13 protein-coding genes and 1 tRNA gene are annotated in these 14,887 nt (G+C 59.4%); 4 read left to right on the top strand and 10 right to left on the bottom strand.

Annotation, left to right across the window (positions count from 1 at the left end; translation table 11 throughout):
* The first annotated feature begins 38 nt into the window (after positions 1–38).
* Positions 39–680, top strand: a complete 642-nt coding sequence (locus G5182_RS06970) for an energy-coupling factor ABC transporter permease (RefSeq protein ID WP_227340803.1) — start codon at positions 39–41, stop codon at positions 678–680.
* Positions 681–764: 84 nt separating this feature from the next.
* Here the strand turns inward: G5182_RS06970 and G5182_RS06965 are convergent, their stop codons facing one another.
* Together G5182_RS06965 and ycfP are read right to left on the bottom strand one after the other, a co-directional pair.
* The gene (locus G5182_RS06965) at positions 765–2,057 is read right to left on the bottom strand and encodes an NAD(P)/FAD-dependent oxidoreductase (protein ID WP_019445491.1); all 1,293 of its coding nucleotides are present in this window, start codon (positions 2,055–2,057) and stop codon (positions 765–767) included.
* A gap of 74 nt (positions 2,058–2,131) precedes the next feature.
* On the bottom strand, positions 2,132–2,671 hold the full coding sequence (ycfP, locus tag G5182_RS06960) for an alpha/beta hydrolase YcfP (RefSeq protein ID WP_139734373.1): 540 nt from the start codon (positions 2,669–2,671) through the stop codon (positions 2,132–2,134).
* A 505-nt stretch (positions 2,672–3,176) separates the two neighbouring features.
* On the opposite strand from ycfP, the gene G5182_RS06955 reads away from it, so the two are divergent.
* On the top strand, positions 3,177–4,583 hold the full coding sequence (locus G5182_RS06955; protein ID WP_201957677.1) for a nucleobase:cation symporter-2 family protein: 1,407 nt from the start codon (positions 3,177–3,179) through the stop codon (positions 4,581–4,583).
* A 63-nt stretch (positions 4,584–4,646) separates the two neighbouring features.
* Here the strand turns inward: G5182_RS06955 and G5182_RS06950 are convergent, their stop codons facing one another.
* From G5182_RS06950 to G5182_RS06940, 3 genes are all read right to left on the bottom strand, one after another.
* Positions 4,647–6,443: a M3 family oligoendopeptidase gene (locus tag G5182_RS06950; protein ID WP_227340804.1), complete on the bottom strand. Its 1,797-nt coding sequence runs from the start codon at positions 6,441–6,443 to the stop codon at positions 4,647–4,649.
* Between the two features lie 123 nt (positions 6,444–6,566).
* Complete coding sequence (locus G5182_RS06945; RefSeq protein WP_227340805.1) at positions 6,567–7,487, bottom strand: DUF808 domain-containing protein; 921 nt, start codon at positions 7,485–7,487, stop codon at positions 6,567–6,569.
* Between the two features lies 1 nt (position 7,488).
* A complete protein-coding gene (locus tag G5182_RS06940) occupies positions 7,489–7,629 on the bottom strand; it encodes a hypothetical protein (protein WP_201906305.1) in 141 nt (46 codons plus the stop codon).
* 250 nt (positions 7,630–7,879) lie between these two features.
* Between G5182_RS06940 and G5182_RS06935 the strand changes: the two genes are divergently transcribed.
* Positions 7,880–8,482, top strand: coding sequence for a DUF924 family protein (locus G5182_RS06935; RefSeq protein WP_159143493.1), 603 nt, complete (start codon positions 7,880–7,882; stop codon positions 8,480–8,482).
* A gap of 67 nt (positions 8,483–8,549) precedes the next feature.
* Here G5182_RS06935 and G5182_RS06930 read toward each other — a convergent pair whose 3' ends face one another.
* The 5 genes from G5182_RS06930 to G5182_RS06910 form a co-directional block, all read right to left on the bottom strand.
* Positions 8,550–10,169, bottom strand: coding sequence for a methyl-accepting chemotaxis protein (locus tag G5182_RS06930; protein WP_227340806.1), 1,620 nt, complete (start codon positions 10,167–10,169; stop codon positions 8,550–8,552).
* A 104-nt stretch (positions 10,170–10,273) separates the two neighbouring features.
* Positions 10,274–11,533: a dicarboxylate/amino acid:cation symporter gene (locus tag G5182_RS06925; RefSeq protein ID WP_005334018.1), complete on the bottom strand. Its 1,260-nt coding sequence runs from the start codon at positions 11,531–11,533 to the stop codon at positions 10,274–10,276.
* Positions 11,534–11,737: 204 nt separating this feature from the next.
* A complete protein-coding gene (locus tag G5182_RS06920) occupies positions 11,738–12,169 on the bottom strand; it encodes a CC0125/CC1285 family lipoprotein (protein WP_216980324.1) in 432 nt (143 codons plus the stop codon).
* A gap of 216 nt (positions 12,170–12,385) precedes the next feature.
* A tRNA-Pro gene (locus G5182_RS06915) sits at positions 12,386–12,462 on the bottom strand.
* Between the two features lie 112 nt (positions 12,463–12,574).
* Positions 12,575–13,918, bottom strand: coding sequence for a dihydroorotase (locus G5182_RS06910; protein ID WP_227340808.1), 1,344 nt, complete (start codon positions 13,916–13,918; stop codon positions 12,575–12,577).
* An 80-nt stretch (positions 13,919–13,998) separates the two neighbouring features.
* Here G5182_RS06910 and G5182_RS06905 point away from each other — a divergent pair, with 80 nt between their 5' ends.
* On the top strand, positions 13,999–14,874 hold the full coding sequence (locus G5182_RS06905; RefSeq protein ID WP_167558073.1) for a 6-pyruvoyl trahydropterin synthase family protein: 876 nt from the start codon (positions 13,999–14,001) through the stop codon (positions 14,872–14,874).
* The last annotated feature ends 13 nt before the right edge of the window (positions 14,875–14,887 follow it).

The following is a 14,887-nucleotide window of genomic DNA, read 5'->3' as shown; positions in this document are numbered from 1 at the left end:
AAGGCCGCCCGGACTCTACTGCATGAATGGACGACAAGATGAGTGAAGGACAACTCGCCGCCCTCCTGATCTGGCTGGTACTGCTGGCCTTCAGCCTGCGCCGCTCCCTGTGGCAGACCCTCCATGACAACCCCCTCTATCAGCACCTGCTGCTGGGCAGTGCCATCGCGCTGGTGCCGCTCTGGTATCTAAGGGCCGGTCTTCATGAAGGGCTGGAGGTCCATTTTCTCGGGCTCACCTCCCTCACCCTGCTGTTGGGCTGGCGGCTGGCACTGCTCGCCCCTTGTCTGACCCTGCTGGTGCTCGGTTACTTCGGTGTCACCAATCTGGCCGATTTTGGCTGGCAGGCACTGGTTGGCATCGCCCTGCCGGTAGCCACCAGCTGGCTGCTGTTTCTGGCCAGCTGGGCCTGGCTGCCGCGCCATCTCTTTGTCTATATCTTCGTGGCCGCCTTTCTCGGTGGCGCCATCACCATCTCGGTCAAGGTGGCCGCCAATGCGTTGCTGATGGGGCTGAGCGACAGCTACCCCTGGCACACCATCACGGCGGATTACCTCTCCATCTGGCCACTGCTGCTGTTCCCCGAAGCCCTGCTCAACGGCATGGCGATGACGGTGCTGGCCATCTACCGCCCTCACTGGGTCAATACCTTCTTCGACCGCACCTATCTGGGCAAGTAACGCTCTCTTTCCTGATCTGCGCCCATAAAAAAGGAGAGGCCATCGCCTCTCCTTTTGGTATTCAACATGGTGCCAAATCCCGGCTTAGTGCAGCTTCAGGGTCGGGCGCAGTACCCGGTTGATGCGACCCACCAGCATGATGAGGCCGGTCTTGACGTAGCCGTGCAGGGCGATCTGGTGCATCCGGTAGAGGGAGATGTAGACCAGACGGGCGATGTAGCCCTCCACCATCATGGAGCCACGCATCAGGTTACCCATCAGGCTGCCCACGGTGGAGAAGCGGCTGAGGGAGACCAGCGAACCGTGGTCGTGGTAGAGGTAGGGCTTCATCTCGCCGCCGTTCATCTTGGCCAGAATGTTCTTGAACGCCTGGCTGGCCATCTGGTGGGCAGACTGGGCACGCGGCGGCACAAACTTGCCATCCGGCTGCGGGCAGGCCGCGCAGTCACCGATAACGAAGATGTTCTCGTCACGGGTGGTCTGCAGGGTCTCTTTCACCACCAGCTGGTTGATGCGGTTGGTCTCAAGGCCGGCGATATCCTTCATGAAGTCAGGCGCCTTGATACCGGCCGCCCACACCATCAGGTCAGCTTCAATCAGCTCGCCATCCTTGGTGTGCAGACCGTCGCTGGTCGCTTCGGTGATCATGGTGGCGGTACGCACATCCACACCCAGCTTGACCAGCTCCTGATGGGCGGCGCCGCTGATGCGCTCCGGCAGAGCCGGTAGAATGCGCGGGCCCGCTTCCACCAGGGTCACCTTCAGGCTGTCGGTGGTGAGGTTCTTGAAGCCGTAGGCGTAGAGCTGCTCGACCGCGTTGTAGAGCTCGGCAGAGAGCTCAACGCCGGTTGCGCCGCCGCCGACGATGGCAATCTTGACCTTGTCGCCCGGCTTATATTCGGTGGCGAACTGCAGGAAGCGGTTCATCATGCTGTTGTGGAAACGGTGCGCCTGGGAGGGGCTATCGAGGAAAATACAGTGATCCTTGATGCCCTTGGTGTTGAAGTCGTTGGAGACAGAACCGATGGCCATCACCAGATAGTCGTAGGGCAGTTCGCGCTCGTTGACCACGATGTCGCCATTGTCGTCGTGGATCGGGGCCAGCACGATGCGTTTATCGTCACGCTTGATGTCGGTCAGGGTGCCGAGCTGGAAGTCGAAACCGTGGTTCTTGGCGTGAGACTGGTAGCTCAGAGCATCGATGCCCGCGTCCATGGAGCCGGTGGCCACTTCGTGCAGCAGGGGTTTCCACAGGTGGGTGCGGTTGCGATCGACCAGAGTGATCTTGGCCTTGTTCTTCTTGCCAAGCTTGCGACCCAGACTGGTGGCCAGCTCCAGGCCACCGGCGCCGCCGCCTACAACGACAATATTCATCATGATGATTTTCCTCGGTTCCTCAAAACGAAAGGGAGCCATTGGCTCCCTAAAACGAAATCGGTCGACGTGATGGATCAGGCTTCTTTGAAGGCCTTCATCCGCTGCAGATGATGCGAGATATTTTTGAACTTATGAGTCTCGCGCTCATCCCACACGATGTCGTAATAGTTCTTCAATTCACGTTCAGTGTCCCGATTATCGCGCACTTCATCCTCAACGGAAAGGATACACAGGCAGTTTCCTGAATTTTTCTTACGAAATTCAGTTACACACTTGGTACCGATATCGTCATATTCTTCCGGCCGGTCGATCTTGCCCTGCATGTTCTCTTCCGGATGGAGGTTGGGGTTGAAGATCACCTGGCGAATGCCGCACAGAAAACCGATCCGCTCGCTCCAGTAGCCACCAAGACCCACGCCGCAGATCAGCGGCTTGGGATCGGTACTCATATCGAGCTGTTTTTTCACTTCCTTGAGCAGATGGCTCATATCATGACGGGGGTGAACCGTGCTGTAGTGCACGAAACGCACATCATCATCAATAAACTGCAACTGCAGCACTTTCTCGTGATTGCCTGGGCTGGTGGCATCAAAGCCATGCAGATAGATGATCATGGATAAGACCTCAGGATCTGTGTCGGTTTTATCGAAACTACCCCAGCGGCGGCCCCGTGCGCCACCAAAACATCCAACTTTCTTGCTTTGGATCACGCCCCCGCCCCCGATTGCGCCCAGCAGCCCGCGAGCGCCGTCACATGCAGAGGGGCGCATTGCGAGCAACCCTCTGGTGCCCGACTATCAAAGTGAGATCGCCAGACCGATAATGATAAATCCCTTACCAATCTGAGATGCCCTCACCTCCTTCCCCTGCCAGCAGCCGGACACTTATCTGGCCGGTATGTGACTCATCCCGCAAAAACAAGGCGTTATCACCAAACGTTTTCTCTCGTGAGCGGCGTTGTGCATGTTTTGTGCACTGACCCGTGCTGCACCGGATCCCTCTCACTACTGCCGAGGGATCTGGCACCTCTGTCAATACACGAGATCAATGACCGGGAAAGCTGCGGCTTTCACTATCTTGCCTGTAGCAGTTGCGCGGGCTTCAAGGAGTGATCTGTTCATGAACGAGACCAATCCCCCCTCCCCCCGACCGGGTGCGCGCAAGCGCCCGGTGGATGAAGTGGAGCGCATGCTCCCCATGGGCCAACTCTTTACCCTGGGCCTGCAACATGTGCTGGTGATGTACGCCGGCGCCGTGGCGGTGCCACTGGTGATTGGCGGCAGTCTGGGGCTGCCCAAGGATCAAATCTCCTACCTCATCAGTTCGGATCTCTTCTGCTGCGGCATCGTCACCCTGCTGCAATGTGTCGGGATTGGCCGCTTTGCCGGGATCCGGCTGCCGGTCATCATGTCGGTCACCTTTGCCGCCGTGATGCCCATGCTGGCCATCGGAGCCAACCCGGATCTGGGGCTGACGGGCATCTTCGGCGCCACCATCGCCGCCGGTATCATCTCGACCCTGCTGGTGCCGCTGATAGGTAGGCTGATGCCACTCTTCCCCACCGTTGTCACCGGGGTGGTTATCACCTCCATCGGGATCAGCATCATGCAGGTGGGGATCGACTGGATGGCGGGGGGCAAGGGTAATCCGGAATATGGCAGCCTGCGCTACATCGGCACCAGCTTTCTGGTGCTCGTCTTTATCCTGCTGGTGACCCGCTTCACCAAGGGCTTTTTCAGCAATATCTCGGTGCTGCTCGGGATCATCTTCGGTTTCGTGGTGGCCATCGCCATGGGCGAAGTGAGCCTCGATGGCCTCGGCGAGGCAGCCTGGTTTGCCCCCATAGTGCCCTTCGCCTTCGGCTGGCCCACCTTCGATCCCATCTCCATCGCCACCCTGACGGTGATCATGCTCATCACCTTTATCGAGTCGATGGGGATGTTTCTGGCCCTTGGCGACATCGTCGGCCATCCGGCCAGGCGCGGTGATATCGTGCGCGGGCTGCGGGTGGATGGCATCGGCACCATTATTGGTGGGATATTCAACAGCTTCCCCCACACCTCGTTCTCCCAGAATATCGGTCTGGTGAGCGTGACCGGGGTATCGAGTCGCTGGGTCTGCGTGATGTCGGGGGGGATCCTGCTCGCCTTTGGCCTCATCCCCAAGATGTCGGTGCTGGTCGCCTCCATCCCGCCCTTCGTACTGGGGGGCGCTGGCATCGTGATGTTCGGCATGGTGCTGGCCACCGGGATCCGCATCCTGGCGCGCACCGATTACAGCGGCAACCGTCACAATCTCTATATCGTCGCCATCAGTCTCGGAATTGGCATGATCCCGACGGTCTCCGGGAATTTTTTCCAACAACTTCCGGCGCAGCTACAACCGCTTTTTCATAGCGGTATTCTGTTGGCCACCATCAGTTCGGTGCTGCTCAACCTCTTCTTCAACGGCTATCAGCCGGATCTGACTCACCAGACCCGCCCCCTGTTCGTTGGCCCCATCAAACCGCAGCAAGAGCAGGCATAACAAACAGGCCCCCGGACAGCGAGACTGTCCGGGGGCCTGTTGTTCATATCACCGCTGACCCAATCAGGCAGGCAACTGCGTGAAGCGCTCTACCGCCTGCGCTACTTGTGCCAGACTCCCCTGCCAGAAGGCGGCCTCACGGATATCCTGCCCCAGATGCTTGGCTACCAGGTCTTCGGCGCTCATCCGGCCGGTATCGCGCAACAAGGCACGATAGGCCTCGGCAATGCCCTCTTCCCCCGCCGCCTTGCGGCTCATCAACTGCTGATAGACCCCGAGGCTGAACAGATAACCGAACAGATAGGGGTAGTTGTAAAAGCCCAGCCCCGCGATGGAGAAGTGCGCCTTGGCCGCCCAGAACATGGGGTGATAGCGGGTCAGACTCCCCTCATACCAGCGTCCCCATGCCTCGTCAGTCAGCGCCTTGAGCCGCTCTGCCGGCACATAACCCTGCGCCCGCTCTGCCACCAGCGCCCGCTCGAAATCGAAGCGGGCCGGAATATTGACCAGGAAGGTGGCCGCGCCGTCGGCCTCGGCCCAGGCGATGACCAGCTGCTCTTCCGGGCTTTGCGCCTGCTCGAACAGGGCGCTGCGCACCAGAGTTTCGGCGAAGATGGAGGCGGTCTCCGCCAGCGTCATGGGGTAGCTGCGCTGACTCATCGGCAGATCGCGGATCACCCAGTTGTGCCAGGCGTGACCCAGCTCATGGGCTAGCGTAATGACATTGTCCATGGTGCCGGCATAGGTGACGAAGACCCGCGGCTCGACCGGTTCGGCAAACTTGGTGCAGTAGGCGCCGGTGCGGCGATTTGGTGTGGGCGCCGCATCAATCCACCCCTTCTCGGCCATCATGCGGGCAAATGCCCCCATCTCGGGATCGAAACGGCTAAAGGCATTGGCAATCAACTCGATCGCCTCATCAAAAGGAATGTCGCGGCTGCTGGAAGCAGGCGGCGGCGCAAAGAGATCCTCCGGCCCCAGATCGTCGAGACCAAGGCGCTCGGCCATCAGCCCCAGGGCGCGCTGACCCAACCCACGGGCTCGCCAGGTTTCGCTCATCAGGGCATCGAGGGTGGCACGCTCGATATGGCTCTGGTGGCAGGAGAGATCCAGCGCATCAAGCACACGGGTTTTGCCGCGCTGACGGGCCAGCTCCAGCCGCCAGCCGTTGAGGGCATTGAGGATAGCGGCAACCGTCTCCTGCTCACCTTCCCAACCGGCGCTGATGGCATCAAAGGCTTCTAAACGCAGCGCACGTATCGGGCTGGAGAGCAGATTGCTCGCCTCGGCCAGCCCCATCTCGCGGCCATCAATGGTTAACCGGATCTTGCCCACCAGATCGTTGTAGAGGTTGCCCCAGGCGTGCAGGCCATCGGTACCCAGACCGATCACCAGTTGCTCCGCCTCCACCGGCAAGCGCTGATCCTGCAAACGACGCTCGTGGCGCAGGCGGTACGCCTCCTCACCGAGCAGTGGATCACTCATCAGCGCGGCGAATTTCTCTTCCGGCAACGCCAGCATCAGATCTTCCACCGGCGCCAGCGTCTTGAACAGATCGGCATTAAGGGCGCGGGCACGAGACGCCAGCTGTTTGGCCTGCGGATCCCGCGCATCCTGACTGCCGCGGCACGCGGCCAGAATGGCGACGTTCCAGCCGATATGGCGAATATCACGGGCGCGCAGCCGCACTTCCCGCAAGAAATCCAGCAGCGCAGCTGCATCGTCGCGTACCCCGTCCAGACCCGCCATATAGCTGGTCAGCTCTTCCAGCGCGTGGCGGGCTGCGCGCATGTCCGCTTCCAGCTCTGGGCTGTCGAGGCCCGGGTAGATATGGTCGTTATTCCACTGTTGTTGATACATAACTTCTCGCAAAGGCCTTTATCGGGAGGCGCAACAGACCTGCGGGCAGCAAGTCCGACACCGGGCAACCCGAAGGCCAAAAAATGAAGAGAGGAAAAAAGAGACAATGGCCCGCAAGCTCGCTTATCCCTTGGCCGGGGCAAGACGGCTCACCAGCGTCATCACGGCAACCAGCAGCAGACCCGCCACCACACCGGCCACGGCGTTGAGCAGAGTCGGCGTCACCGCCGCCAGTACGGCCCCTACTGTGGGCAGGGTAGCAACGACAGCGGCTGCGCCTTCAATCAGGTGATGGGCAAAAGGCCAGCCATGCACCAGAATGCCGCCGCCCACCATAAACATGGCGATGGTGCCGACCAGTGCCAACAGGTGCATCAGACGGGGCGCCGTCACCAGCAGCCCCTGCCCCACCGCGCGGCGCAGGGCGCTGCCATCGGGCTTTTGCAGCAGATGCAGACCGATGTCATCGAGCTTGACGATCAGCCCCACCAACCCGTAGACCCCGATGGTCATCAGCAGGGCGATGCCTGCCACTACCGAGAGCTGCAGCGCGAGGCTTGCTCCCTGTACCGTGCCAAGGGCGATGACGATGATCTCGGCAGAGAGAATAAAATCGGTGCGGATCGCTCCCTTCACCTTCTGCTGCTCAAACGCGGCCAAATCATCGGGAATAGGAGCAGTGTGTGCCTCACCCCCGCTCACTTCATGAGGCAGGAACTTGTGGGCCAGCTTCTCGGCCCCCTCAAAGCAGAGGTAGGCGCCTCCCAGCATCAAGAGTGGCGTGATAAGCCAGGGCACCAGCGCACTGATGGCGATGGCTGCGGGCACCAGAATCAGCTTGTTGCGAAATGACCCCTTGGCCACCGCCCACACCACCGGCAACTCCCGCTCGGCGCGCACCCCGGAAACCTGCTCCGCGTTGAGGGCCAGATCATCCCCCAACACCCCGGCAGTCTTCTTCGCCGCCATCTTGGTCATCAGCGCCACGTCATCGAGCACGCTGGCGATATCGTCGAGCAGGGCCAACAAACTGGTTCCAGCCATATCAAAGATCCCTTATATCAGTGAGAAACGTCTTCCCGAAAAATGTCTCGCGCTTGTTCACCACGACCGTGGTCATCAGCGCCACGTCATCAAGCACGCTGGCGATATCATCGAGCAGGGCCAACAAACTGGTTCCGGCCATATCAAAGATTCCTTATATCAGTGAGAACAACCCCGGGAGAGAGGTTTACGTCCCGATAACCACCAAGGTCAACAGGACCACCTCATGGCGATCGCAGGCCATCATCGGCCGAGCCAAGAATCCGGTGCTCACCATCGGGGGTTACGTCTTTCGGGCAAAAGATGGCACAGTGTAACGAGAAGCCGCCGTTTCGGCAGCACCCCTGAGCCATTTGTTCCTGGTTCCCTCTGAATCACCTCAAGGAGTTCCCATGCAACCCTGGCAACCTCTGCTCGCTCTCTGGTTTGGCGACGAAGCCGATGACGTCCTGCGGGCCACACGGCAAGCCCCCCTCTGGTGGGGAAAAAGCAGCGAAACGGATGCCCTGCTAGCCAGCCGCTTTGGCGAGCAGGCAGAGGCCGCAGCCAAGGGCAGTCTCACCCACTGGGCCGATCTCCCCAGCGGTCGGCTGGCGCTGCTCCTGCTGCTTGACCAGCTGCCCCGCAATATCCATCGCGGCACGCCTGCGGCCTTTGCCCAGGATCCGCTGGCACGGGATCTCTGCCTGAAAGGGCTATCCATCGGGGCGGACAAATCCCTCTCGCCACTGGAGCGGGTCTTCTTCTATCTGCCGCTGGAACATGCCGAATCCCGCGAACAACAGGCTAGAAGTGTGGCGCTGTTCGAGGCACTCGCTGCCGAGCAGGCTGGCACACCGGCGCAGGCGACCTTCGCGGGCTTTGCCGACTTTGCCCGTCGTCATCAGGTGATCATCGAACGCTTTGGCCGCTTTCCCCACCGAAACGACATTCTGGGTCGCACCAGCACACCGGAAGAGGCGGCATTTTTGCAGCAACCGGGCTCAGGCTTCTAAGCAGGTCATATAAAAAATCCCCGCCAGCTGGCTGGCGGGGATAGCAGATGGATAACAACCGTCAGCATTACTGAATGCGGTAACGGGATATCTGCTGGTGGATACTCTCGGTGGTGACATTGAGCTCCTCGGCTGCGGCAGAGGTCTCCTCTGCTGTGCTGCTGGTTTGCTGCACGACCTGAGCTATCTGCTCCACCTGATGAGCGATCGACTCGGCGGCCGAACTCTGCTCGCGGATGGCATTGGTGATCTCGCCCACCTGCTCCATCACCCGGTGCGACGCACTGCGGATCTCGGCAATAATGGCACCACTCTCTGTCGCCATGGTGACCCCCTGGCTCACCTTCTCCTCCACCAGATGCATGCGGGAGACCGTATTGTTCGACTCCTGCTGGATCGCCTCTACCGTGGCGGAGATCTCCTGGGTGGATTGCGCCGTCCGCTCTGCCAGTTTGCGCACTTCATCTGCCACCACCGCAAAGCCACGGCCGGACTCCCCGGCCCTCGCCGCCTCAATGGCCGCGTTCAAGGCCAGCAAGTTGGTCTGCCCCGCCACATCACGGATCACGTTGACCACACCGCCAATGCGCGAAATGCCCTCACCCAGCGCAATGACCTCGGCCGAGGCCTGCCGGATCGAGTCGGCTATCTCGTTGATGGCATGGACGGTGCGCTCGATGGTCCGGCCCCCCTCGGTCGCCAGCTGCCCCGACTCGTTGGTGATGCGGCTCGTCTCCAGAGTGCGCTGGGAGATATCTGTGATGCTGACCGTCATCTCTTCGACACCGGCGGCTATCAGACTGGTGGCATCATTGGCCTGATTAGCCGAGCTGGCCAAGTGTTGCGCTGCCTGAGAGAGGGATTCGGCAGTGCTCTTGATCTGCAAGCTGCCGACGGAAAATTCGGTAAATGTCTGCTGCAAGGTATCGAGCAGACGGTTGACCGCATTGAGAGTCAGGCCAATCTCATCCTGCTGTTTCACATCCGCTCTGAGGGTAAAGTTGAGGTCGCGCTGGATCCGGGTCAGGGTATCCATGGCGGTGCGAAGAGGATTGGCCACCTGATTGAACAACCAGACAAACAGCCCCATCGTCAGCACAATGGTGCCACCGGCGATAAACAGCAGGGTTTGCAGGCTGTTGTCGTAGTTCTCCTGGCCCTGCTTCTTGAGCGCCAGTCCCAAATCCATATTGAAGTTGACGTGAAGCTCGATTGCCTTGGCAAACTGCTGGAACACTCTGGTGGCTTCTCCCGCCAGCATGTCTCGCGCTTCATCGTTCTTGTTTTGTCTGGAGAGCTGCAGAACCTTGTCTATCTCCTGATAATATTGCGCGACAATACGTTGATCATCGTCGGTCAGGCGCCGATCTTCATCATTGGAGAGCATCTCAGCTTTGTATTTGTCGAGCAGTGAAGTGATCTGTCCCTGTATCTCGGTGATACCCGTTTCGATCTGCTGCATCTTGCCGGTGTCGGTATTGAGCACATGTGTCTGCACCAGCGAGTGCAATTCATAGAAATCGGCCTGCACTTCCTTAATCAGCGAAATACTGGGCACCGTATTGTCCGTCACATAGCCTAAATCCCGGTTGGCCGAATCGAGGCGGTTGATACTGAACCAACTGAGAAAAATGAGCGTCAGCATCACCAGCAGCGCGATCAGTTGCAGTCGACGAGCAATATTCATAACCGTACACTCCAGATGAAAACTATCTAGCAGTGTAGACGAGCCATAAACAACAACGGCCCGCATTGGCGGGCCGTTGTTGTTTATTTTTCATGGCGTTGTGATCAGGCTTTGGCTGGCTCACTCTCGCCCAGCGCGACGGTTTCACCCAGACTGTCTTCGGTCTTGGCCACCACGCTGGCGGCGATGGCGTTGCCCAGCACGTTGGTGGCAGAGCGGCCCATGTCGAGGAAGTGATCGATCCCCAGCAGCAGCAGGATGCCCGCTTCCGGAATATGGAATTGGTTCAGGGTGGCGGCAATCACCACCAGAGAGGCGCGCGGTACCCCGGCCATCCCCTTGGAGGTGACCATCAGCAGCAGCAGCATGGTGATCTGCTGGGCCATGGAGAGCTCGATTCCATACGCTTGGGCAATGAACATCACCGCGAAGGTGCAGTACATCATTGAGCCGTCGAGGTTGAAGGAGTAACCCATCGGCAGCACGAAGCTGGCAATGCGCTTGTCACAACCGAACTTCTCCAGACGATCCAGGGTCTTCGGATAGGCGGCTTCAGAGCTGGCGGTCGAGAAGGCGAGCAGGATGGGTTCGCGGATCATCGCCAGCAGCTTGATGACACGACCACGCAGGAAGACGCTGCCCATGGCGATCAGCAGCAGCCAGAGGCAGGCCAGCGCGATGTAGAACTGGGCCATAAAGCTGCCGTAGGTAACCAGAATACCCAGCCCCTCTTTGGCCACCATGGCGGCGATGGCGCCAAATACCGCGAACGGCGCAAAGTTCATCACGTAACCGGTCACTTTCAGCATGATCTCGGCAGCGCTGGCCATCAGCACCACCACCGGCTTGGCCAGATCGCCGAGCGCAGCGGCGGCCAGACCGAAGAAGAGTGAGAAGACCACGATCTGCAGGATCTCGTTGGTGGCCATTGCCTCTACCACGCTTTTGGGGATGGCGTGGGTCACGAAATCTTTCAGGGTAATGGCACCGGCAGCAATGCCCGAGCTGGCGGTGTCATTGGGCAGGGAGAGCGAAAGCCCCACACCCGGCTGCATCAGGGTCACCATCACCAGACCCAGGCTCAGGGACATCAGGGAGGCCAGCATAAACCAGCCGAGGGTCTTGGCACCGATACGCCCCACGGTGCGGGTGTCGCCCATCTTGGCGATACCGACCACCAGGGTGGTGAAGACCAGGGGAGCGATGATCATCTTGATCAGTCGCAGGAAGATATCGGTCAGGATCGTGATGTTATTGGCAAAATCCGCAGCCTGATCTGCGGCAAACATCCGATAGCCCTGGCCGGTGAGGATGCCAAACATCATGGAGATGAGGATGGCGACCGTCAGTTTATTCATTTTCATGGGGGAGTCCCGGTTTTGATTGGTGCAAGCCGTAAACGGTGGCATGGGAGCCACAACAGTCCGTTTTTGTGATCCGAGCCGTTGATTCCTGGCGGCTGGTATGCTGGGAGAATGCCTAAAAGCAGGGGGTAAATCTAGAGGCTTTCTCCAGAATTTTATCCTGCCATTAGGTGTATGTGATATAGATCTTGCAAACCACCAATATTAATCACTGTTTATTTTGATTTCAGCGAGATATTTCGCATCCAGAGTTCGCTCATCGAGTGCCCGTGGCAACAGGCGAAAAGTGAGCAGCGCCGAGATGGTATGCTGCACCTGCATCTGGGCCATAAAGAGATCCGGCTCATCCTCGTCAAAGCCGAAGATCGGCCGTGATGGGGTCACCCTGACGGCATCGCGGTTAATGGTCAGCTCATCGACCTTGAGCCAGGAGTAACCCTCTGCCAGTGCCAGCTCCCCTGCCCGCTTGAGCACATATTTGCGGGCGGTCTCCCTGTCCACCAGATCGTTGCCGACAAACTCCAGCTGCCACTTGTCCGGGCCAAGCCGGGTCTGGGAAAAACCGGTCTGGCCGTTCCAGAATGACTTTTCACTCTGGTAAGGGGTGGCGCAGCCCACCAGCAGCAGGGTGAGCATCAGCAGACAACAGGGTTTAGATACGGATGCAGACACGAGAGGCCTCGCCAGGCAAATGAGCAACAGAGTTGTTACTACACCATAAAGCGCGGTGACTGCACAATCTGCTCACGCCAGCAGCGACCAGCGTGCATCACCACAGGCTTCACGCCTGTGCGGCGAATCGCAGGCAAAAGAAAAGGCCTTGTCGTTTGACAAGGCCTTTACCGGGGAATTTGGTCGGTGTGAGAGGATTCGAACCTCCGACCCTCTACACCCCATGCAGATGCGCTACCTGGCTGCGCTACACACCGACGGAGTCAGCTCGGCTGACGGGGGCAGAGTTTATGGAGATGACCCCGCCCTGTCAACAGGGAAACGCCGCCAATTCCTCGGCCACGGTGCGTTCGCCTGCTTTGCGAACAATCAGCGGTTAAAGGTCAGCCGCTTGCCCAGGATCTGGTCAGTCACCTGCCCGTTTTGCCAGGCGATCTGGCCATTCACCAGCGTCATCTCCACCGTGCTGTGGAAGCGGTAGCCGTTGAAGGGTGACCAGCCACAGTGGTAGAGGATGTTGTCGTCGTTGACCACATAGGGCTTGCCCAGATCCAACAGCACCAGATCGGCGAAGTAGCCCTCGCGGATATAACCGCGATCCTGCACCTGGAAGCGCTCGGCTACCGCGTGGGAGGTCTTCTTGACGATAGTCTCCAGGGTAAACACGCCGTTGTGGTAGAGCTCCAGCAGCGCCTGCAAAGAGTGCTGCACCAGCGGTACGCCGGACGGCGCCTTGAAGTAGCTGTTCTGCTTCTCTTCCCAGGTGTGGGGCGCGTGGTCGGTGGCGATGATGTCGAGCACGTCGTTGCGTACCGCATCCAGCAGTGCCTGCTGGTCGGCGGCACTCTTCACCGCAGGGTTGCACTTGATCAGGCTGCCCTGGGTCTCGTAATCGGCTTCATTGAAGAAGAGGTGGTGAACGCACACCTCGGCGGTGATGTTCTTGTCCTTCAGCTCGCTCAGGTCGTGGCTGGCGGTAAACAGCGACAGCTCCTTGGCCGAGGTCAGATGCAGCACATGCAGCTTGGCACCGTATTTTTTCGCCAGCGCCACCGCCATGCTGGAGGATTTGTAGCACGCCTCGTCACTGCGAATGCGGCCGTGCTCGCCCATCGGCACATTCTCGCCCCACTTGGCTCGCGCCGCCTCTTCGGCCTTGGCAATGGTCGGGGTGTCTTCGCAGTGGGTGACGATCATCACCGGACTTTCGCGGAAGATGGCCGCCAGGGTCTCCTGATTGTCCACCAGCATGTTGCCGGTCGAGGAGCCCATAAACACCTTGACCCCGCAGGACTGCTTGGGGTCGAGACGCTTGATCTCTGCAAGGTTGTCGTTGGTGGCGCCGAGATAGAAGCTGTAGTTGGCGACGGAGGAGTTGGCGGCGATCTGGTATTTGGCTTCGAGGGCGTCGAGGGTGGTGGTCTGGGGATTGACGTTGGGCATTTCCATGAAACTGGTGGTGCCACCGGCGACGGCGGCGCGGGATTCGCTGGCGATGGTCCCCTTGTGGGTCAATCCCGGCTCCCGGAAGTGGACCTGATCATCGATCATTCCGGGGATGAGGTGGCGACCTGCCGCATCGATAACCAGCGCATCGGGCGCCTCGATATCCGGGGCAATGCGGGTAATCCGTTCCCCCTCGATCAACACATCGGAGGCATAGATGCGGCCTTCGTTGACCAGGGTGGCATTTTTGATAAGCAGTTTGTTCATGGGGGGTTCCAGTTCCTTTGCCGATAATCGCGGGTCATAATAGCGCAAAACTGCCCTTTCTCTGTAGCAAGGCCTGACTGATGAAGTTATTTGTAAGAGATTTGACCGTGATCGACTCCAGCTACCTCTGCGAACGCCGCGGCATGGTGGGCGAGAGCTGGCTGGTAGATATCGAAATGAGCGGTGAGCTCAACGAAATGAGCATGCTGCTGGACTTTGGCCGGGTAAAGAAGCTGATCAAGTCGATCATCGATGAAGAGGTGGACCACAAGCTGCTGGTGCCGACAGAGTGCCCGCTGATCCACGTCGAGACACTGGATGGCGACGAAAGCACAGTGGATCTGCTGCGCCAGGGGCGCTCCATCCATCTGCGCTGCCCATCCCAGGGCTTCGCCTTTATCCCGGCACCGCAAGTTGATAAAGAGTCGGTGACCCGCTACCTGCTGGCGGTGCTGGCCAAACGGCTACCGGGCAATATCAAGGATCTCTCCCTGACCCTGCGTCAGGAGGCGATCACCGGTGCCTTCTACCACTACAGCCACGGCCTGAAAAAGCACGATGGCAACTGCCAGCGCATCGCCCACGGCCACCGCTCCCCCATCGAGATCCACGTCGATGGTGAGCGCGACCAGGAGCTTGAGTTCAACTGGGCCGAACGCTGGGGCGATATCTACCTCGGCACCGAAGAGGACAAGGTGGCACTGACCGAGCTCACCTTGAGCCCCCGCGCCAATGCCCAGCTTGGCGAGCATCACACCGGCTTCAAATATATGGCGCCCCAGGGGCTGTTCCAGCTGGCCATCCCCACCGCCGAGGTAGAGATGATCGACACCGACACCACGGTCGAGCTGCTGGCCTGCTACATCGCCCGCGAAGTGAAGAAGATGGTGGGCGACAAGTTCGTCAAGATTGTCGCTTATGAAGGGGTCGGCAAGGGCGCCATCGCCTACGCGTAATTCCTGCGTTGAC

Origin of the sequence: Aeromonas sp. 600948, assembly GCF_049174875.1 — a bacterium.
Lineage (GTDB): Bacteria > Pseudomonadota > Gammaproteobacteria > Enterobacterales > Aeromonadaceae > Aeromonas > Aeromonas veronii_A.
Note: the sequence above shows the minus strand (reverse complement) of the source record. Positions and strands in the feature narration are given on the sequence as shown.